Annotated in this window: 21 protein-coding genes; 14 read left to right on the top strand and 7 right to left on the bottom strand. The window is 57.1% G+C overall.

Annotated elements, in window-relative coordinates; all coding sequences use genetic code 11:
• The first annotated feature begins 38 nt into the window (after nt 1–38).
• From ACEQFP_RS10565 to nrdG, 11 genes are all read left to right on the top strand, one after another.
• A complete protein-coding gene (locus ACEQFP_RS10565) occupies nt 39–1,334 on the top strand; it encodes an MFS transporter (protein ID WP_005281459.1) in 1,296 nt (431 codons plus the stop codon).
• Between the two features lie 181 nt (nt 1,335–1,515).
• The gene (gene exuR / locus ACEQFP_RS10560; protein WP_005281457.1) at nt 1,516–2,283 is read left to right on the top strand and encodes a transcriptional regulator ExuR; all 768 of its coding nucleotides are present in this window, start codon (nt 1,516–1,518) and stop codon (nt 2,281–2,283) included.
• 279 nt (nt 2,284–2,562) lie between these two features.
• The gene (gene crcB / locus ACEQFP_RS10555; RefSeq protein ID WP_005281452.1) at nt 2,563–2,952 is read left to right on the top strand and encodes a fluoride efflux transporter CrcB; all 390 of its coding nucleotides are present in this window, start codon (nt 2,563–2,565) and stop codon (nt 2,950–2,952) included.
• Between the two features lie 191 nt (nt 2,953–3,143).
• Nucleotides 3,144–3,608, top strand: coding sequence for a hypothetical protein (locus tag ACEQFP_RS10550; protein WP_005281448.1), 465 nt, complete (start codon nt 3,144–3,146; stop codon nt 3,606–3,608).
• Between the two features lie 101 nt (nt 3,609–3,709).
• A complete protein-coding gene (locus ACEQFP_RS10545; RefSeq protein WP_005281444.1) occupies nt 3,710–4,390 on the top strand; it encodes a DedA family protein in 681 nt (226 codons plus the stop codon).
• 52 nt (nt 4,391–4,442) lie between these two features.
• Entirely contained in the window at nt 4,443–4,805 is a 363-nt protein-coding gene (mzrA, locus tag ACEQFP_RS10540; protein ID WP_035594201.1) for an EnvZ/OmpR regulon moderator MzrA, read from the top strand.
• Nucleotides 4,806–5,079: 274 nt separating this feature from the next.
• Entirely contained in the window at nt 5,080–5,385 is a 306-nt protein-coding gene (locus ACEQFP_RS10535; protein ID WP_005281437.1) for a YqjD family protein, read from the top strand.
• A complete protein-coding gene (locus ACEQFP_RS10530) occupies nt 5,385–5,789 on the top strand; it encodes a phage holin family protein (RefSeq protein WP_035597111.1) in 405 nt (134 codons plus the stop codon). Before ACEQFP_RS10535 ends, ACEQFP_RS10530 begins: the two co-directional genes overlap by 1 nt.
• A complete protein-coding gene (locus ACEQFP_RS10525) occupies nt 5,786–6,073 on the top strand; it encodes a YqjK family protein (RefSeq protein WP_005281432.1) in 288 nt (95 codons plus the stop codon). Before ACEQFP_RS10530 ends, ACEQFP_RS10525 begins: the two co-directional genes overlap by 4 nt.
• Nucleotides 6,074–6,495: 422 nt before the next feature.
• The gene (gene nrdD, locus ACEQFP_RS10520) at nt 6,496–8,634 is read left to right on the top strand and encodes an anaerobic ribonucleoside-triphosphate reductase (RefSeq protein ID WP_005295902.1); all 2,139 of its coding nucleotides are present in this window, start codon (nt 6,496–6,498) and stop codon (nt 8,632–8,634) included.
• Between the two features lie 53 nt (nt 8,635–8,687).
• Complete coding sequence (gene nrdG / locus ACEQFP_RS10515; protein WP_035597108.1) at nt 8,688–9,152, top strand: anaerobic ribonucleoside-triphosphate reductase-activating protein; 465 nt, start codon at nt 8,688–8,690, stop codon at nt 9,150–9,152.
• 7 nt (nt 9,153–9,159) lie between these two features.
• Here nrdG and ACEQFP_RS10510 read toward each other — a convergent pair whose 3' ends face one another.
• A complete protein-coding gene (locus ACEQFP_RS10510; RefSeq protein ID WP_005295908.1) occupies nt 9,160–9,804 on the bottom strand; it encodes an NAD(P)H-binding protein in 645 nt (214 codons plus the stop codon).
• 40 nt (nt 9,805–9,844) lie between these two features.
• Nucleotides 9,845–10,276 carry a YhbP family protein gene (locus ACEQFP_RS10505; protein WP_047060858.1) on the bottom strand — a complete coding sequence of 144 codons (432 nt, stop codon included), beginning with the start codon at nt 10,274–10,276 and terminating at the stop codon, nt 9,845–9,847.
• An 87-nt stretch (nt 10,277–10,363) separates the two neighbouring features.
• Between ACEQFP_RS10505 and ACEQFP_RS10500 the strand changes: the two genes are divergently transcribed.
• Nucleotides 10,364–10,747 carry a GIY-YIG nuclease family protein gene (locus ACEQFP_RS10500; protein ID WP_005295915.1) on the top strand — a complete coding sequence of 128 codons (384 nt, stop codon included), beginning with the start codon at nt 10,364–10,366 and terminating at the stop codon, nt 10,745–10,747.
• Here the strand turns inward: ACEQFP_RS10500 and putP are convergent.
• The 3 genes from putP to ACEQFP_RS10485 all read right to left on the bottom strand — a co-directional run bounded on the left by putP (nt 10,668) and on the right by ACEQFP_RS10485 (nt 13,500).
• Entirely contained in the window at nt 10,668–12,152 is a 1,485-nt protein-coding gene (gene putP, locus ACEQFP_RS10495) for a sodium/proline symporter PutP (RefSeq protein ID WP_005281411.1), read from the bottom strand. The two genes, ACEQFP_RS10500 and putP, sit on opposite strands and share 80 nt — an antisense overlap.
• A 329-nt stretch (nt 12,153–12,481) precedes the next feature.
• Nucleotides 12,482–12,985, bottom strand: coding sequence for a GNAT family N-acetyltransferase (locus ACEQFP_RS10490; protein ID WP_369115187.1), 504 nt, complete (start codon nt 12,983–12,985; stop codon nt 12,482–12,484).
• Nucleotides 12,979–13,500 (bottom strand): SCP2 domain-containing protein, encoded by a 522-nt coding sequence (locus ACEQFP_RS10485; protein WP_005281405.1) that lies wholly within the window; start codon nt 13,498–13,500, stop codon nt 12,979–12,981. Before ACEQFP_RS10485 ends, ACEQFP_RS10490 begins: the two co-directional genes overlap by 7 nt.
• Nucleotides 13,501–13,785: 285 nt before the next feature.
• On the opposite strand from ACEQFP_RS10485, the gene ACEQFP_RS10480 reads away from it, so the two are divergent.
• Nucleotides 13,786–14,781: a peptidase U32 family protein gene (locus tag ACEQFP_RS10480; RefSeq protein WP_005295922.1), complete on the top strand. Its 996-nt coding sequence runs from the start codon at nt 13,786–13,788 to the stop codon at nt 14,779–14,781.
• An 11-nt stretch (nt 14,782–14,792) separates the two neighbouring features.
• Nucleotides 14,793–15,671, top strand: coding sequence for a U32 family peptidase (locus ACEQFP_RS10475; protein WP_370547002.1), 879 nt, complete (start codon nt 14,793–14,795; stop codon nt 15,669–15,671).
• Between the two features lie 62 nt (nt 15,672–15,733).
• Here the strand turns inward: ACEQFP_RS10475 and ACEQFP_RS10470 are convergent, their stop codons facing one another.
• Together ACEQFP_RS10470 and ACEQFP_RS10465 are read right to left on the bottom strand one after the other, a co-directional pair.
• Complete coding sequence (locus ACEQFP_RS10470) at nt 15,734–17,047, bottom strand: serine dehydratase subunit alpha family protein (protein ID WP_035597099.1); 1,314 nt, start codon at nt 17,045–17,047, stop codon at nt 15,734–15,736.
• Between the two features lie 40 nt (nt 17,048–17,087).
• On the bottom strand, nt 17,088–18,419 hold the full coding sequence (locus ACEQFP_RS10465; protein WP_005281394.1) for an amino acid permease: 1,332 nt from the start codon (nt 18,417–18,419) through the stop codon (nt 17,088–17,090).
• Between the last annotated feature and the right edge of the window lie 620 nt (nt 18,420–19,039).

The following is a 19,039-nucleotide window of genomic DNA, read 5'->3' as shown; positions in this document are numbered from 1 at the left end:
CGACATGGTTAAATCATGAAACGGGGGAGAGAGTTTAAATGCGTAAAATCAAAGGATTGCGCTGGTACATGATCGGCCTGGTGACCATCGGGACGGTTCTAGGCTACCTGACGCGCAACGCCATCGCCGTCGCCGCACCCGCACTGGAAGATACGTTACACATCACCACACAACAGTACTCCTATATCATCGCCGCCTACTCTGCCTGCTATACCATCATGCAACCGGTCGCCGGTTATGTACTGGATTTATTGGGTACCAAAATTGGTTACGCGGTATTTGCCTTATTGTGGGCACTGTTCTGTATGGGAACCGCATTGGCCAATAGCTGGGGTGGTCTGGCCATTGCGCGCGGCGCGGTTGGTATGGCCGAGGCGGCGATGATCCCGGCCGGTCTCAAGGCCTCCTCGGAATGGTTTCCCGCCAAAGAGCGCTCAATTGCCGTCGGTTACTTTAATGTCGGCTCTTCCATCGGAGGGATGATCGCGCCGCCGTTAGTCGTATGGGCGATCATGGTACACAGCTGGGAGATGGCGTTCATCATCACCGGTGTCCTAAGCCTGGCCTGGGCGATTGGCTGGCTGATCTTCTACAAACAGCCCAAAGATCAAAAGCGCCTCAGTGAGGAGGAACGCCAGTACATCCTCAGCGGCCAAGAGGCACAACATCAGAGCGGTAACGCCGAGCGCATGTCGGCCTGGCAGATCCTACGCAATCGCCAGTTTTGGGGCATCGCGCTGCCGCGTTTCCTTGCCGAACCGGCTTGGGGGACCTTTAACGCCTGGATCCCGTTATTCATGTTTAAAGCCTATGGATTCAATCTGAAAGAGATCGCCATGTTCGCCTGGATGCCGATGTTGTTCGCCGATTTAGGCTGCATCGTTGGGGGGTATCTGCCGCCACTGTTCCAGAAGTACCTCAAGGTTAACCTGATCGTCTCGCGTAAACTGGTGGTGACGCTAGGCGCGCTGTTAATGATCGGCCCTGGGATGATCGGCCTGTTTAGTAGTCCCTATATCGCCATCGCCCTGTTATGTGTCGGAGGATTCGCTCACCAGGCTCTCTCGGGATCGCTGATCACCCTCTCCTCTGACGTCTTTGGCCGTAATGAGGTGGCGACCGCCAACGGCCTGACGGGGATGGCGGCCTGGACGGCCAGCACCCTGTTTGCCTTGGTGGTCGGCGCGCTGGCCGATACGATCGGATTCAGCCCGCTGTTCGCCTGCTTGGCCGTCTTTGATCTGCTTGGTGCGCTGGTCATCTGGACGGTACTACAGAATCGTAACGCGAACGACCCCTTACCGCGCCCTCAACCCGCTAACGCTAACGCCTAATCTCTTCTGCGCTAAACACCCGCCACTAGGCGGGTTCTTAGCCCCTGTCATTTTGTTCGCGGAGGGTCACACTCCACACGCTTGCGGCTAGTGACAACACGGTGAAAAGTGGTATAACAACTCGCATCATGACGTCGAGTCACTCGACGCCTGCGTCTTCACCCTCTAACCGAGCACGAATATGGAATGCACGAGACTCTACCAACAGCTGGCCGCCGAACTGAAACAACGCATTGAGGGCGGCGTCTACCCTGTCGGCGATAAACTCCCCGCCGAGCGCTTCATCGCCGAGGAGATGGATGTCAGCCGCACCGTGGTGCGCGAGGCCATCATCATGCTAGAGGTCGAAGGGTATGTTGAAGTGCGTAAGGGCTCCGGCATCCACGTGATCAGCAACCAGCCCAAATCGCTGATCCTGCCAGATACGGCTATCGAGTTTGCCAGCGCCGGGCCATTCGAACTGTTACAGGCTCGTCAGTTGATCGAGAGTAATGTCGCCGAGTTCGCCGCGACACAGGTCACCAAGCAGGATATCGTCGCGCTGATGGAGATCCAGGAGCGTGCTCGCCAGGAAGACCGCTTCCGCGACTCGGAGTGGGATCTCAAATTCCATGTCCAGGTCGCGCTGGCGACACAGAATAGCGCCATGGCTACCATCGTCGAGAAGATGTGGAGCCAGCGCATTCATAACCCCTATTGGCAAAAGCTGCATGAGCATATCGATGATAAATCGATCGAAAGCTGGTGCGAAGATCACGATAAGATCCTCAAGGCGTTGATCCGCAAAGATCCGTATGGTGCGAAGATCGCCATGTGGCAGCATCTGGAAAATACCAAGCAGATGCTGTTCCACGCGACCACCGATGATTTCGAGTTCAACGTCGACCGCTACCTATTCGCCGAGAACCCGGTGGTGCATCTAGACGCCGTCGCCAACGGCAATAAATAACGCCCCCATTGTATCCGACATAAATAGGCTCCTATAATATCTCTAGGTGATGGTGTTCCACCCTTAATTCATGAGATGGATTAAAAACCGCCGGGGATAACCGAGAGTCAGTCGAGATAGGTCATCACGTCCGCTTTCGCTGCTCCCTGCCCCGCGCTGATGACGCCTGGCAAAACGACGCGTTTCTCCGTCATCGGCGGGGCGTGCGCTTGCCCGGCGTTGTTCGTTTCCCGTGGCCTGCGCATTCCCCCATAACTTAGGTTTGTAAAGGAGTCCGCCATGAATTATGGCCTCACACTGTTAGTCGTCGCCTGTGGCGGCGCACTCGGCGCCATCAGCCGCTTCCAAATCACCAATTGGTTCAATTCCTGGTTTGGTAACGCGTTTCCCTATGCCACCCTCACCGTCAATGTCATCGGCTGTTTCATCATGGGTGCCCTGGTTTCCATGCTGAATAGCGGCGCGTTGATTGCGCCACACTGGCGTCCGCTGATCGGGGTCGGCTTCCTCGGTGCATTGACGACCTTCTCGACCTTCTCTTTCGATACCTTTGCTCTTTTTAGCGAGGGGTTCTGGCTGAAAGCCATGGTGAACGTGCTACTCAACCTGATCTTGTGCATGGCTGCCGTCAGCGCCGGTTACTATCTGCTCATGTCTCGTAGTGCGTAAAATGGGAGAGTCGGGAGAAAGTCCGCTTTATCAGTCTGTTCCAGCGATTTTGTCCTACAAAACTGGCGGGCGGATAGTGTATAAATTGCGCAAAATTACCCGATAAATCCCTATTTTGGGCTGTTTCAGCGTCAACGATTTTGCTAAAGTGAGCGCCTGTTTTTCTGTCTGTATCTGGAAACGACAAAATATTGAAGCGTGTAACCTCTGCCTCCTTATTGCTATTGCTTCTCTGCTGGGCCGCTACGGCCATCGGCAAGATGGGGGCATGGCATTATCAGGCCACGGTCTCGCTTCCCCTCGCCCCGCTCCCATGTAATACGGCAGGATACCACGCCGATTATCGTGAGCCGGCTGGCAATCTCTGCCTGCGTCGCATCCAGCACAACCGGAAGATCAGCGCGCTGATCCGTTCGCATCAATGCGGCGGCAGCGAAGCTGAACGCAATGGCGTCATCCCACCAGACATGGCGCCACCGGAAACACGCCGTCCCTATACGCCCCAAGCGTCGGGTTACGACGGCGATGATGCCCGCCTATCACGCATTCTGCTGCGTACTCTCCAGCTTCCTCCTCATCATCATCGGCTAGGAGGCTGGAAAGAAAGCAACATCCTGTATCGCGGCCAAGTGACCTATCATCCCGCGCTCGCCTAAACTCATGGTGTTATATGAGGCGAACGTTGGCCACGAGCTCCTCCGCTCGTATTGGCTGAAGCGGTAAGCGTTCCCTCCGCAATCTCTGCTAGGAATTCGTGATGGAAATTATTCAACAACTCATTACTGCCCTGTGGCATCAGGACTATGAAACGCTAGCGAATCCTGCGCTGGTATGGACGATCTACGGCATTCTTTTCGTGATCCTGTTTCTGGAAAACGGTCTACTGCCAGCCGCCTTTCTGCCAGGCGATAGCCTGTTGATCTTGGTTGGGGTCTTGATCGCCCGCGATACGATGGACTTCCCGCTGACGCTCTTGGTGCTCACCTCTGCGGCCAGCCTAGGCTGCTGGCTCGGCTACTTACAGGGACGTTGGCTGGGTAATACCCATCTAGTACAAAAATGGTTATCGCATCTCCCCTCGCACTACCACCAGCGTGCCCATCAACTATTCCATCGCCATGGCCTCGCCGCCCTATTGATCGGCCGCTTTCTGGCGTTTGTACGCACCCTATTGCCATTAATCGCCGGGCTATCGGGGCTAAACGGGGCTCGCTTTCAGTTCTTCAACTGGGCCAGCGGATTGCTGTGGGTACTGATCCTCACCACGCTGGGCTACATCTTGGGTAAAACACCGCTGTTTTTACGCTATGAAGATCAACTGATGAACCTGCTGATGCTACTGCCACTGGCCCTACTGATCTTTGGCCTGGGCGGATCACTGCTGGTGCTGTGGCGGAAAAAACATCGCCAGCCTAGCAGCAAAGGCCCGAGGGAATAACGTGAGCCAGGCATATCAACCGCCATGCATAACTCGCTGGGGCTGGAAACGTCTGTTAGGCCTGTTGCTATTTATCGTCGCGGCGCTAGCGGCGGTGATCCTACCGCAGTTGAGCCATAAAGAGGTATCGCTCCAGATCCGCGCGACCCATAGCGGCCTGGCGACGCCCGACGGCTTCTTCGTCTATCAAAAATTGGATGAGAATGGCATCGACATCGCCAGTATTACACCGGATCGCGATGGCCTGGTCGTACGACTGGCGCGCCCAGAGCAGCACTCTCTCGCCTTGCAAGTTCTACTGCGTGAGCTGCCCCCCGGCTACAGCATCGCCGACAAGATCCTACATCGCTCGCTATTTCATCGGAGTGAGCGAGCTGGTGAGGCACTCTCCTACAGTGGTGGCAACGACCATTGATACCGAGGTGGGACGCTGAAGCGTCCCACCTCCGATTCCCCCGCTGTACGCCCCGCTCCAGCACCCGTTAGCCTAGGAGGCCGCACTAAATCCGGCGCCCCGCCTGGCGATGCCACACTATCTGCCAGGGATAGCGAGAGTACGCCTAAACTGTCTGCAATATTTTACGATAAAGCCAAATTATTACAGGCTGTTGACCCGCCATACCCTTTGCACTCTCCCTAAAAGCCAGCTATGTTGAAAGTCCATGTCAGTAACGTGAAGGAGCGTAACAATGGCTAACGATTCCACCGCTGAACATCTGCGTGCCGAGCTAAAATCTCTGGCTGACGCGCTGGAAGATGTCCTCAACTCATCCACGGATAAACCCAAAGCCGAACTGGAAAAACTGCGGGCCCGTGCACACGATGCACTGCACAACAGCCGCGAGCGTCTGAGCCAGGCCGGCGAGAATGTCGCCACCCAGACCCGCGAAATGGCTGGTCGTGCCGATGACTACGTGCGTGACAACCCGTGGACCGGTGTCGGCATCGGCGCTGCCGTGGGCGTGGTACTCGGCGTACTGTTGGCTCGTCGCTAATGGTCGGCGAGTCATCCTCTGCCCAGGGTTCCACCCCCGGGATCCTGGGTAGCGTCCGGCGTGTCGCCACCCTGCTGGCTGGCATGGCGGAAACCCGCCTACGTCTGGCGGTGGTCGAGTTGGAAGAGGAGAAGGCAAACCTGATCCAGCTGCTGCTCATGGCTGGCGTCACCTTGCTGTTCACCGCTTTCGCACTGATGAGTCTACTGGTGTTCCTGTTTTGGGCGGTCGATCCCAACTATCGGCTCTTAGCCTTGGGGATCGCCACGGCAGTACTCTTCCTGTTCGCTATCATCGGCGCATGCTGGACGCTCAGCAAAGCACGTCGCTCGACCTTGCTCTCCGCCACGCGCAACCAACTGGCGATCGATCGCCAACTGCTTGAGCGCAAGGAGAAACCATGAATCGTCATCGCCAGGCATTGGCCGACGAAAAGGCGTTGCTACTGCAACAGATCGCGCTACAGCGTCTGGATCTTCACCGTGAGGTCATGCATACCGAGCAACTCTGCCAGCGTCTTGATCGCAGCCTCGGCGTTTTATGGCGTCTACGTCGTCCTCTCTCTCTGCTCGGTGGCGTGATCGCCGTCTATGCGGCGCGTCACCCTTCGCGTCTCATGGGGGGCGCCAGACGCGTCGTCGCCCTATGGAGCGCACTACGCCTCGCTCGGCGCACCTTCTATCCTTGATCGTCCCCGCTCTCCCTCGGCATTAGCGTGCCGATACCGGCTCTCGTCCTCAATAACATAGACCGCAGGATCCTTACGCTTCCGCACATGACACCCCAGTGGGGAGGATATGAAGTGATTGTTAGCACGTTTCTTATACTCACACTCACTATTTCTCAGTGAAAAAAGGGGCTAAATCACCTTCTGTATAGCGATTCTACCGAAGCTAAAAATCCTTGATTTAGGTCAATCAAATTTGCTTTATAAAATCCTCATTCCCATATATAGTGTCTGAAACTCAAGACAGCAACTACATATAGTAGTTATCCACAAAGCATCCACATGTGCCGCGTGAAGCCTTATCGCACGCGGCTTCGTGTTGTGGATAACCGGTAGATGGTTAACGGATGCCATACATACCACAATCACAGGAGCAAAAAACGGTGAAACCTATAGTGATTAAACGGGACGGTTGTCAGGTGCCCTTCAACGAACAGCGTATCAAGGAAGCGGTGCTGCGCGCATCGCAGGCTGCTGGCGTAGATGATGCCGATTACTGCGCAACCGTTGCCCGCGTAGTCGCTATGCAGATGGCCGATCGCGAACGTGTCGATATTAACGAAATCCAAAACGCCGTAGAGAACCAGCTGATGGCGGGCGACTACAAGCAGCTTGCACGCGCCTACATTGAGTACCGTCATGACCGCGACGTCGCTCGTGAACAACGCGGCCGCCTTAATCAAGATATCCGTGGCTTAATCGAACAGAGCAACCCGGCGTTGCTCAACGAAAATGCCAACAAAGATAGTAAGGTGATCCCGACTCAGCGCGATCTGCTGGCCGGTATCGTCGCGAAGCATTATGCCAAGCAACACCTACTGCCACGCGACGTGGTACAGGCGCATGAGCGTGGCGAGATCCACTACCACGATCTCGACTACTCTCCCTTCTTCCCGATGTTCAACTGCATGTTGATCGATCTGAAGGGGATGCTGACCAATGGATTCAAGATGGGGAATGCGGAGATCGAGCAACCCAAATCCATCTCTACCGCCACCGCAGTCACCGCTCAGATCATCGCTCAAGTGGCTAGCCATATCTATGGCGGCACCACCATTAACCGCATCGATGAAGTGCTGGCTCCGTTCGTCACGGCCAGCTTCGAGAAGCACCGCCAGATCGCCGAGCAGTGGAATATCCCGGATGTAGAAAGCTACGCCCATGCCCGTACCGAGAAAGAGTGTTATGACGCATTCCAGTCGCTGGAGTATGAAGTAAACACCCTGCATACCGCCAACGGCCAGACGCCGTTTGTCACCTTCGGCTTCGGTTTGGGCACCAGCTGGGAGTCCCGTATGATCCAGCAGTCGATCCTGAAGAACCGCATCGCCGGTTTGGGCAAAAACCGCAAGACCGCGGTCTTCCCCAAGCTGGTGTTCGCTATCCGCGACGGGCTCAATCACAAGCTGGGCGATCCGAACTATGATATCAAGCAGCTGGCCCTAGAGTGCGCCAGCAAGCGGATGTATCCGGACATTCTCAACTACGATCAAGTCGTGAAGGTTACCGGCTCGTTCAAGACACCGATGGGTTGCCGCAGTTTCCTCGGTGTTTACGAGGAGAATGGCGAAATGATCCACGATGGGCGTAACAACCTGGGCATTATCAGCCTGAACCTGCCGCGTATCGCACTGGAGGCCAAGGGTGACGAAGCCGCCTTCTGGAAACTGCTCGACCGCCGGCTGGAGCTGGCTCGCAAGGCATTGATGACGCGTATCGCTCGCCTGGAAGGGGTCAAGGCTCGTGTGGCGCCGATCCTGTATATGGAAGGTGCCTGTGGTGTGCGTCTGAAAGCCGACGACAATATCGCCGATATCTTTAAAAATGGCCGGGCCTCTATCTCACTGGGTTATATCGGCATCCATGAGACCATCAACGCCCTGTTCGGTACCAAGACGCATCTCTTCGATGACGAAACACTGCGCGCCAAGGCTATCGCCATCGTCGAGCGCCTGCGTCAGGCGACCGATACCTGGAAACAAGAGACCGGTTATGGTTTCAGCCTGTATAGCACGCCGAGCGAAAACCTCTGTGACCGCTTCTGCCGTCTCGATACCGCCGAATTCGGCGTGATAGAAGGTGTGACGGATAAGGGCTACTACACCAATAGCTTCCACTTGGATGTGGAGAAGCAGGTCAACCCATACGATAAGCTGGACTTTGAGGCGCCCTATCCGCCGCTGGCTAACGGGGGATTCATCTGCTACGGCGAATATCCCAATCTCCAGCACAACCTGAAGGCGCTGGAGGATGTCTGGGACTATAGCTACCAACGCGTGCCCTATTACGGCACCAATACGCCGATCGATGAATGTTATGAGTGCGGTTATACCGGTGAATTCGCCTGTACCAGCAAAGGGTTCAGCTGCCCGAAATGTGGCAACCACGACTCCGCCAAAGCCTCGGTAATCCGCCGGGTATGCGGCTATCTCGGTAGCCCGGATGCGCGTCCGTTCAATGCGGGCAAGCAGGAAGAAGTGAAGCGCCGCATCAAACACCTGAATAACGGTCAAATCGGTTAACCGCGTCGCGTGACGCCAGCCCGCCGCTGGCGTCACGCGCAGGACAACACGCCATGAATTACCATCAATACTACCCGGTCGATGTGGTAAACGGCCCCGGCACACGCTGCGTACTATTCGTTGCCGGTTGTGTTCACCAGTGCCCGGGGTGTTATAACAAAAGTACCTGGCGCCCAGACTCCGGCGTGCCCTTTGGGCCGGAGATGGAAGATCGCATCATCGCCGATCTCCAGGATCAGCGCATCAAGCGGCAAGGCCTCTCGCTGTCGGGGGGCGATCCGCTCCACCCCAACAATACGGCGGCGATCCTCCAGTTGGTGCGGCGAGTCCGCGCCGAATGCCCCGGCAAGGATATCTGGATCTGGACCGGCTATCGTCTGGATGAGTTGAACGCCGAACAACAGGCCATCGTGGATCTGATCAACGTCTTGGTCGACGGTAAATTCGTTCAGGCGCTAAAAGATCCCATGCTGATCTGGCGGGGCAGTAGCAATCAGGTCGTTCATTATCTGCGTTAACGCGTGCTTAGGCGTCGCAACACTCCGCGAGCCGTGCAAGCTGTTCCGACTCCAGGATCTGTAGACGGTAAGGCGCGGGATGCAACGCACAATGCAGCATGGCTCGCGCCACGCTATCAGCCTCCACCGCACGCCACTTCTCCGGTAATAAACGGAAGAATGGCTCGGAGAGCTGCTCCAGTAGGCGTGGTTTCGCTCGCTCCCCCTGAAGCAATGAGGGGCGTAACAGCGTTAAGCGACGCCACGCCTGCAACTCAAGCGCCTTCTCCATCTCACCCTTAGTCCGGCTGTAAAGGAAAGGAGACTGAGGATTCGCACCCAGCGCGCTCACTACCACGTAATGCTGGCAGTCATGTTGCAGCGCCACCTCACCGCATTCCACCACCAGCGAATAGTCGACATAACGAAACGCGCTATCACTACCGGCTTCCTTGCGGGTCGTCCCCAAGCAGCAAAAAGCAACGTCACATGGACCCTGCCAAGCCAGCATCGCACGGCAAATATCCGTCTCCACCGGATTGATCAACTTAGCGGACGACGGCAACGCCGTGCGAGTCGGCGCATAAATCTGTGAGACACGAGGTTCCTGTTCCAATAACGCCAATAATGTCTGCCCAATCAGACCAGTCGCACCAAGCAGTAATACGTTCATCGGTTGTTCCTCCCCCTTCTCAGTATACGCGCTCTCCATCCTAGCGCTGCCAATGACGCTTATGACCGAAGCCACAACGATTATCGGTCATCTTGACCTGCATCAGTCGCAGCGCCCAGATCGGTGCCGGCCGTAGCCGGGCCAATGGGAAACGACGATAGTAGCGACGCCGCGCCCGTGCCTCATCCTCTCCCGCCAAGCGGGCGATGTGTGCACGAAACTGAATACCCTGGATCTGCGCCACATTACGCGTCTGACGCGCCACGGTCCCGGCAACCCATGGATTGCCCAACATCAACTGACCATGCTGCGACTGGGGCGAGGTCAACAGATACAGGGTCATGGAGGCCTCATCCCAGGCATAAAAGCAGCTGGCACACCACACGGCCTCGCCCTGACCGGTAGCCAGTGTCACCACATGTTGCCGCGCCAAAAAATGCCGGATTGCGGCCAGATCGTCGTCCGAGGTCAGCGCCGACCTATCGCCACGCAGAGGCTCGTCCTCGACACCCTCGTCGCGTAAACTGACACTCATCATACTCCCTCGCAGGACACATCCATGACTGACACTGTAACGCATAATCGTTGGTATCTGTATATCTTGCGAACGGCGACGGGCGCACTGTATACCGGAATCACCACCGATATCGCACGCCGTCTTGCACAGCACCAGAGTGGACGCGGCGCCAAGGCGTTGCGTGGCAAGGGACCACTGACACTGGTATTCCAGGCCGCCATCACGGCACATGGCGAGGCGCTACGCGTAGAGTACCGAATCAAACGGTTGAGTAAAAAACAAAAAGAGAGGCTGGTCAGCGACCAGCCTCTCTCTCCGTGGCAATGGTTAGCCGACAATGGCCAACTTACTTCGTCAGATAAATACGATTCGCCTGAGCAAAACGTTCGCGCATCTGCGGCGACGGCCCCTTGCCCAGTAGGCTAACCACGATGATGGCCAGCGAGGCCAACACGAAGCCCGGAATGATCTCATACAGGTGGAACCAGGCATATTGCTTCCAGAGCACCACCGTCACCGCCCCCACCAGCATACCGGCCAAGGCGCCATTGCGTGTCATCCCCGGCCACAGCAGGGAGATGATGATCACCGGGCCGAAGGCGGCACCGAAGCCGGCCCAGGCATAGCTGACCAGATCGAGCACATAGTTATCCGGATTGGCCGCCAGCGCTATGGCGATCAGCGCGATCAGCATCACCATGCTACGACTGACGATCACCAGCTCGCGCTGGTTAGCATGCTTACGCAGAAACGCCTTATACAGATCCTCGGTCACCGCGCTGGCGCTAACCAGCAACTGACAACTCAGAGTACTCATCACCGCCGCCAGAATAGCCGACAGTAAGATACCGGCGATCCAAGGGTTAAACAGCAGCTTAGACAGCGAGATAAACACCCGCTCCTTATTCTCATGCACCTCCAACGCCAGTTGGGGGTGGGTAGAGAAGAAGGCGATACCGAAGAAACCGACCGCCACCGCGCCGCCGAGGCAGAAGATCATCCAGATGATGCTGATGCGACGCGCCTTACGAATGGTGTGATGTGAATCCGCCGCCATAAAACGCGCCAGAATATGGGGCTGACCGAAATAACCGAGCCCCCAGCCCATCAGCGAGATGATCGCCACCCAATCCAGGCCACGGAACAGATCCAGGTAGGCCGGGCTCTGCTGAGCAATGGCATGCATCGCATCATCGAAGCCGCCGACACTGACGATCACCATCACCGGCGTCAGGATCAGGGCAAAGATCATCAGCGTCGCCTGTACGGTATCCGTCCAGCTGATCGCCAAGAAACCGCCGATGAAGGTATAAGCAATCGTCGCCGCCGCACCGGCCCACAGCGCGCTCTGATAGCTCATGCCGAACGTGCTCTCAAACAGTCGGGCACCAGCAACCACGCCGGAGGCACAATAGACGGTGAAAAACACCAGGATGATCAGCGCGGAGATCAAGCGCAGAATACGCTGCTTATCTTCGAAACGCTGGGTGAAGTAATCCGGCAGCGTCAGGGCATTGTTGTTCAGTTCGGTGTGTACCCGCAGACGTCCCGCCACGATACGCCAGTTGAGGTAGGCGCCGACCACCAACCCGATAGCGATCCAACTCTCCGATAACCCGGCGACCAGCACCGCGCCCGGTAACCCCATCAGCAGCCAACCACTCATATCCGAGGCCCCGGCCGATAACGCGGTCACCACGCTACCCAAGCGCCGTCCACCGAGGATGTAGTCAGAAAAGTTATTGGTGGCACGATAGGCCAGTAGGCCGATCAGGATCATGCCGAAGATATAAATCAGAAAAGTGATTAGTGTCGGTGTATTAACACTCATCCTGTACCCCTGTCATCACGGTGTCATGCACCGCTTTTTTTGTTGTGAAAAGAGGCGCTGTCCACGGCATTAGACGACAGACAAGGCACGCCTGGTATCGTGCCCGCCAGGGCGCTAAACCCGGCATGCATAGTGCGATGCAACAGTGAAACGCCCAATACGCGATCAGGCGCGGAGAAAAGCGCAGAAGATAGCGATAAATGCGTGGAGCAGGCAAGGCTACTCGTCCGCGTACCAGTCGGCACGCGGGGGGATGCATGATAGACCCAGCAGGGAAGAACGACAAGCGTTCAGAAGATAGGCGGCGGGGCAGCGCCCGCCGTCATCGTTTAAAAGCGAGCGAACGGTGCAGCGTATTCGATGCGCCCACGCGTCTGAGCCAACGCGTCGGGAGCCAGGGCATAGACCTGAAAACTCGCCTCACAGCCCGGCCAACGACAACTTAGCCCATGCTCAGCCGCATTGACGAAGCCAAAACGGCGGTAGTAGTGTACATCACCTAATACGACGACAGCGGCATAGCCGAACTCATTCAGCGTATCCAGCCCCTCATAGACCAATTGCTCGCCGATGCCCTGGCGACGATAGCCCTCGTCCACCACCAGCGGCGCCAAGCCCACCCACTGACACTCCTCACCGGCGACCGTTACCGGACTGAAGGCGGCATAGCCGATCACCCCACCCTCGTCATCCGTCGCCACCACGCCCAAGGTCAATAGGCCATCTTCGCGCAGACGCGCCACCAACTCGGCCTCGGCACGACTCGGAAAGCTCGCCCGGAGCAACCGCTCAATGCCCGGGGCATCGACAGGGATCTCCGCCCGGATCAACATGTAGTTACCGCACGCGCGCGCGTCGACGTGCCCTCCTGGAGTCCCGCAGCGACGAAGTCGGCCAGCTGCATCAATACCATGCGTAACGGTGTCGGCATCGACTCCACATCGATAGCATCCATCAAATTCTTCACATACAGCCCCAGTTCGGTATCGCCTTCGATACGTAGGCGACGCTGGAAAAACAGCGTGTCGGGATCTTCTTTACCGGCCGCGATCAGGATCAGATCGTTGGCATCCGCGCTGAAGGTCACATCCGCCGGTTGCTGACGGCTGACGCGCAAGCCCCCCTGCTCCGCCGTGACACACCAACACAACCCGAGGTCACGCACCTCGACTTGTAACCAACGCCCATCGAGAAACGCCAGTTCGCCTTCCGCTAGCGCTTGGCGAAACTGCCAAGCGAGCAGCTGCTCCAACACCTGCCGTTGCAGAGCAAACGGCGTAATTTTTAACGGCAGGCTCAACAATGCCGGCCCCTGACGCACGATCCGTGCTCGCAATTGTTCCAACACCGCGGTGACTCCTTCTGATCAGATAGCGTCTATTCTGCCATATCCGGCCAGCTAGACTGCGTCTTATATCAACAAAAAGCCCCATCGATGTCACGGACTAATACGCCGAGCCTACGCTATTTGGTAACAGACCATCAACACGTCAGAAACTGCCTCAAGTCAAAACAACTACATAACGTCTTATCTAGAATGAGCGGCGATAACGATGACGCCAGCAGGGCGGCGTCTCCGATCCTTACTACGCGCCAAGGGAAGTATCCCGTGGCCCATCTCAGGAAATCGCATATGGAGCTGCTGTGCCCCGCCGGTAATCTGCCCGCCCTCAAAGCGGCTGTGGATAACGGCGCCGACGCCGTCTACATTGGATTGAAAGACGATACCAATGCCCGCCACTTCGCCGGTCTCAACTTTAATGAGAAACGGCTCCAGGAGGCGCACGACTATGTACGACGCCATGGTCGTAAACTGCACATCGCCATCAATACCTTCGCGCATCCGGACGGCTATGCACGCTGGCAACGAGCGGTGGATATGGCCGCACAACTGGGTGCCGACGCGCTGATCTTGGCCGACTTGGCGATGCTGGAGTACGCGGCCGAGCGCTACCCCCATATCGAACGCCACGTATCGGTGCAGGCCTCTGCGACGAACGACGAGGCGATTCGTTTCTATCAACGTCACTTCGCCGTAGCACGCGTGGTGTTACCGCGCGTGCTCTCCCTGCATCAAGTCAAACAGCTGGCGCGAACCAGCCCGGTGCCGCTGGAGGTGTTTGCCTTCGGCAGCCTCTGCATCATGTCCGAGGGGCGCTGCTACCTCTCTTCCTACTTGACCGGTGAGTCACCGAATACCGTCGGTGCCTGCTCCCCGGCCCGCTTTGTACGCTGGCAACAGACGGCTCAGGGCATGGAGTCACGGCTCAACGATGTCTTGATCGATCGTTACGCTAACGGTGAAAACGCCGGCTACCCAACGTTGTGTAAGGGCCGTTATCTGGTGGATGGCGTGCGCTATCACACGCTGGAGGAGCCGACGAGTCTGAATACCCTCGCCCTGTTGCCGGAATTGATGGCGGCCAACATCGCCTCGGTCAAGATCGAGGGGCGGCAACGCAGCCCGGCCTACGTCAGCCAGGTAACCCGCGTGTGGCGCCAGGCGATCGATCGTTGCCGCCAGGCTCCCGAGAGCTTCACCCCCGAGCGCGCCTGGATGGATGCGCTCGACGCCGTGTCCGAGGGGGTACAAACCACCCTCGGCGCCTATCATCGTCGCTGGCAGTAAGGAGTCCCACCATGCAATATGCGCTCGGCGCGGTACTTTACGGCTGGCCTGCGGCCAGTCTGGAGACATTCTATCAGGCCGCCGCCGACAGCGAGGCCGACATCATCTATTTGGGCGAAACGGTATGCAGCAAGCGACGGGCACTCAAGGTCGGTGACTGGTTAGCGCTGGCCAAAACGCTGGCCGCAAGCGGCAAGCAGGTGGTGCTCTCCACCTTGGCACTGATTCAGGCACCCTCCGAGCTCGGCGAGTTACGCCGCTATGTAGAGAACGGCGAGTTCCTCATCGAAGCCAACGATCTGGCGGCGGTCAATTTAGCCGCCGAGCGCCGCTTGCCTTTCGTCGCCGGACCGGCGCTCAACTGCTACAACGCCGTCACCCTACGTCTGTTGCTACGCCAAGGGATGGTGCGTTGGTGCATGCCGGTGGAGCTATCGCGCGACTGGCTACGCAACATACGCCAACAGTGTGAGCAGCTCGGTATCGCGGGACGTTTCGAGATCGAAGTCTTCGCCTATGGTCATTTACCGCTCGCCTACTCCGCACGCTGTTTTACCGCGCGCGCCGAAAACCTCCCCAAAGATGAATGCGAGACCTGCTGTCAACACTATCCACAGGGGCGCCGCGTGCTGTCACAAGAACAACAGCAGGTCTTCGTGCTTAACGGCATCCAGACCCTGAGCGGTCACTGCTATAACTTGGGGAATCATCTGCATGAGATGCAAGGATTGGTCGATGTGGTGCGCCTCTCGCCGCAAGGTATCGACACGCTAGACATGCTGCGCCGATTCCGGGCTAACGAGCGGGGAGACGCCCCACTCACCTTGGATAAACAGGAGGAGTGCAACGGCTACTGGCTCCAACTCGCCGGGCTCACCCTGCAAGCCTAGCTTAGCAACGCAACGCGGGCGCACTCGGCGCCCGCAACATCACTCCCCCACCCGTTATCTTATCAGGACGCCTTACGGGCCATAATCTCGATGATCTGGGTATCCGTCTGACGCATCGCGCCACTCGCCAAGGCACACAGATTGGCGATCGACTGATCCACATCGTGCGCCACGATGCCCTCATTGCCGCTTACCGCACTGTCATCCAAGGCCATCAACACCGCCTTAAAGGCGGCACTGGCGCTGGTGGAGACCTTCATCGCGCAACTGTTGGAGGCGCCATCACAAATCATGCCACTGACATCACCGATCATGCTGCCGATAGCCATCGCTACCGCCTCATAACGTCCATCGATCAACCAGGCAATGCCCGCCGCCGCCCCCATCGCCGCCGTGGTGGCGGCGCACAAGGCCGATAACGCTGGCAGCTTGCTATGGATATAGATCGCCGTCAGATGCGACAGCATCAATGCCCGCGTTAATTGCTCCTGAGAAGCCTGGAGATACTCGGCTACCACCACCACTGGCATGGTCGCGGTGATCCCCTGATTGCCGGAGCCGGAGTTACTCATCGCCGGCAACACCGCCCCCCCCATGCGGGCGTCAGAAGCCGCCGAGGTGCGGATCATGATCTCGCTGAGCAGATCGTGAGAGAGCAGGCCACGCTCACGCTGCTGGGCCAGCGTAGCGCCGATGTGCAGACCATAGCGGCTGCGCAGCCCCTCACGCGACAGCGCGCCGTTCAGTTCGGCCGCATCCAAGATAAAGGCGATTCGCGCCAGTGGCACGTCACAGGCGAAACGGTAGACTTGCTGCAACGAAGCGCGCGCCAAGCAGTAGCCCGCCTCGCTCGCCTCGCCGACGCCATCGGCAGCGAAGATCAGCTGGCCGTTATGCTCCACGCGAATCACCCGAGTATGGTCGCCCGCGATAGTCACCTCGGCCCACGACTCACCGGCATAGACGCGTGCGCAAGCGAGTAACACCTGCTCGCAAGGCTGCTCCATTCCCACACTCACCTGCCCGGCGGCGAGCAATGCTTTAGCTGCCGCGATCGCCTCGGCGGAGGCATGCTTGATCACCTCCAGCCCCGCGTCGGCATCACCGCCTAGCGCGCCCAACGCCGCCGCAATCGGCAGGCCCACCATCCCCGTGCCAGGTACCGTGACTCCCATACCGTTCTTCATGAGGTTAGGTGAGACGCGGCATACGATACGCTCGACCGGCGCAGCCAGTTGGCGAGCGGCCAACGCAGCGGCCAACGCCAGCGAGATTGGCTCGGTACAGCCCACCGCCGGTTTGACCTCCTGGCGGACTGCGCGGATAAACTCATCCCACAACAGCGCGTTATCGCAAGGATTGGATGTGTTATTCATAGTTCAGCCCTTTATCGAGAAACGAGTCGCACGTCATCCCTTAGGAAAAGGCCAGCAGCGGTGAAATACACAGCAACAGCCCGGTGACGATGATCACCCATAGGGAGACGCCCTTATACTTATGCAGCGCCGGCACTCGGTACACCAAGTAGGCGGGGATCAGACACCCCACGAGGCCGAAGATCGGGCTACATACCGAGGTAAAACTCAACACCGGCGCATTGAGGATAATCGCCCCCCACGCCAGCAAGACGGCAAAGACCATGATGCCGTTCTGAACCCAACGCGCGTTAATACGCTCGGGCGGCAAAACACGCCGCAATAGATTCATCACGATGCCTTGAGTCGCCTCCCGGAAGCCCAGGTAGACGCCAAAGAACGCGGTCATCACGGCGAAGATATTGAGAATGACGCTCACCACCGTGACCCAATTTCCGGCACCACCATCAATAAACTGCGCCGCGATGGCCAGAGCAGAAATATTCTGCTGATAGGCCTTCACCGCCTCGTCATGCCCCATCGCTAAGGTGAATGAGACGGCGTAGAAGAAGACCGTGACAAAGAGGATGCCAAAGGCGATATTCATCGCCCGCAGCGCCTTGTAGCGGGCAACCTCACGTGACTTCGCCTTCGCACGGTACGAAATCACCATCGGGCTGAGCGTCTGAATGAACAGGATCGAGGTCAAGGTAAACGGCAGCGTAATGACCGCGTTCTTGATCAACAATGCCAACGGCGGCAACGCGCCAGCGTTATACAGATGCCACATTCCCACCATCGCTACACCTAACGCCGCGACGACCAGCAGCTTGGTCAACACCATGAAGCTGGAGAGCTTAAATAGCAGCTGCTCACCCCGCGATGAGATGGCGACCAGCACACAGATCAGCGCCAAACCATAGAAGGGGTTGTCCGATAACAGCCCCTCGGTCACGCCAAAGGTATGCAGGTACGAGGCACTGTCGTTCGTGATGGCCGTCGAGTAGACGAACATCCAGATCACCAACATCACAAAATAGAGCGCCCCCAACAGAATGCCCCAGTTCTTTCCCAGGTAGCCGCTGATCACACTCGGGTAGTCGCGACACTCTGGCGCCTCGGCCAAGGTGTTAATAAACAGGCGCTGAAACAAGTACATCGCCGGATAGCCCACCACCGACGAAAGCAGGAAGACCCACAACCCCATTAGGCCGACCTGAACCGGTAGGAAGACGATCCCCGCGCCGATCGCCATCCCGATACTCATGATGACCCACCCCACATCGGTGCTGTCGAAACGCGTCGCCTCACGCCATTCACGTTCGCTCATGCCGCCTCGCGCCGAAACGGGTATATCGCTCATTACCACACTGCTTGCTTGTGTCGTTTCCATCGTCGCTCTCACTTGCCAGTAAGCGGCGGGATCCACGGCAAATCACAGCCTGCCTCTGCCGTCTCGGAGCCGCCTGTAGAGAATTATCATCGTTATCATTTACAGAGTCGGATGCCGCGCAGCAGGGCGATGGCGCAATAACATCATCGGGTGCAGGATCTATTATTGTGGCGAGATCATAACGCGCTTGCGGGAGAAAAAATTTTCAACTCATCGCTCTGCGATAGCGGTCTACATAAAAACTTTTCTCTAAAAAGGGAATTATCTTGAATATTTACCTACACAAATGGCAAAAGGTAAAATTATTTTTTATACAAACACGTAATATGCAAATAATGCATTGATATATCGTGTCTTTCAGCGAGTAGTGAACAGCGGGGAGGGAAACAGACGCTAACAAGATGACGCGCCAGCATAAATAAAAATGTGTTGTTGATCGCAATTTTTTGGCGACCAAGCGCACACTTTAGTCAATAACTCTGTTTTTATATAAAAAAACACTATCGATCAGAATGATTAACTAGTGCTTTACGGGGTATCGATAGTAAAAATCCACCTCTTGAAGAGGTGGCTTTAAATGGGGCCCCCTAAAAGGGGGCCTTGTTCGTTTTAATCCTGTA

This window comes from Edwardsiella sp. A.80236, from assembly GCF_044540725.1.
Taxonomy (GTDB): domain Bacteria; phylum Pseudomonadota; class Gammaproteobacteria; order Enterobacterales; family Enterobacteriaceae; genus Edwardsiella; species Edwardsiella tarda.
The sequence above is the reverse complement of the archived record's forward strand: the minus strand, read 5'-3'. Positions and strand labels throughout refer to the sequence as shown.

Excerpts from the sequence above, each read along its gene's own strand:
- ACEQFP_RS10465 (WP_005281394.1), bottom strand. The coding sequence starts at position 18,419 with ATGGAAACGACACAAGCAAGCAGTGTGGTAATGAGCGATATACCCGTT.
- ACEQFP_RS10535 (WP_005281437.1), top strand. The coding sequence starts at position 5,080 with ATGGCTAACGATTCCACCGCTGAACATCTGCGTGCCGAGCTAAAATCT.
- ACEQFP_RS10525 (WP_005281432.1), top strand. The coding sequence starts at position 5,786 with ATGAATCGTCATCGCCAGGCATTGGCCGACGAAAAGGCGTTGCTACTG.
- ACEQFP_RS10545 (WP_005281444.1), top strand. The coding sequence starts at position 3,710 with ATGGAAATTATTCAACAACTCATTACTGCCCTGTGGCATCAGGACTAT.
- ACEQFP_RS10480 (WP_005295922.1), top strand. The coding sequence starts at position 13,786 with ATGGAGCTGCTGTGCCCCGCCGGTAATCTGCCCGCCCTCAAAGCGGCT.
- exuR (WP_005281457.1), top strand. The coding sequence starts at position 1,516 with ATGGAATGCACGAGACTCTACCAACAGCTGGCCGCCGAACTGAAACAA.
- ACEQFP_RS10490 (WP_369115187.1), bottom strand. The coding sequence starts at position 12,985 with ATGTTGATCCGGGCGGAGATCCCTGTCGATGCCCCGGGCATTGAGCGG.
- crcB (WP_005281452.1), top strand. The coding sequence starts at position 2,563 with ATGAATTATGGCCTCACACTGTTAGTCGTCGCCTGTGGCGGCGCACTC.
- nrdG (WP_035597108.1), top strand. The coding sequence starts at position 8,688 with ATGAATTACCATCAATACTACCCGGTCGATGTGGTAAACGGCCCCGGC.
- putP (WP_005281411.1), bottom strand. The coding sequence starts at position 12,152 with ATGAGTGTTAATACACCGACACTAATCACTTTTCTGATTTATATCTTC.
- ACEQFP_RS10475 (WP_370547002.1), top strand. The coding sequence starts at position 14,793 with ATGCAATATGCGCTCGGCGCGGTACTTTACGGCTGGCCTGCGGCCAGT.
- ACEQFP_RS10470 (WP_035597099.1), bottom strand. The coding sequence starts at position 17,047 with ATGAATAACACATCCAATCCTTGCGATAACGCGCTGTTGTGGGATGAG.
- ACEQFP_RS10565 (WP_005281459.1), top strand. The coding sequence starts at position 39 with ATGCGTAAAATCAAAGGATTGCGCTGGTACATGATCGGCCTGGTGACC.
- ACEQFP_RS10530 (WP_035597111.1), top strand. The coding sequence starts at position 5,385 with ATGGTCGGCGAGTCATCCTCTGCCCAGGGTTCCACCCCCGGGATCCTG.
- ACEQFP_RS10510 (WP_005295908.1), bottom strand. The coding sequence starts at position 9,804 with ATGAACGTATTACTGCTTGGTGCGACTGGTCTGATTGGGCAGACATTA.
- ACEQFP_RS10500 (WP_005295915.1), top strand. The coding sequence starts at position 10,364 with ATGACTGACACTGTAACGCATAATCGTTGGTATCTGTATATCTTGCGA.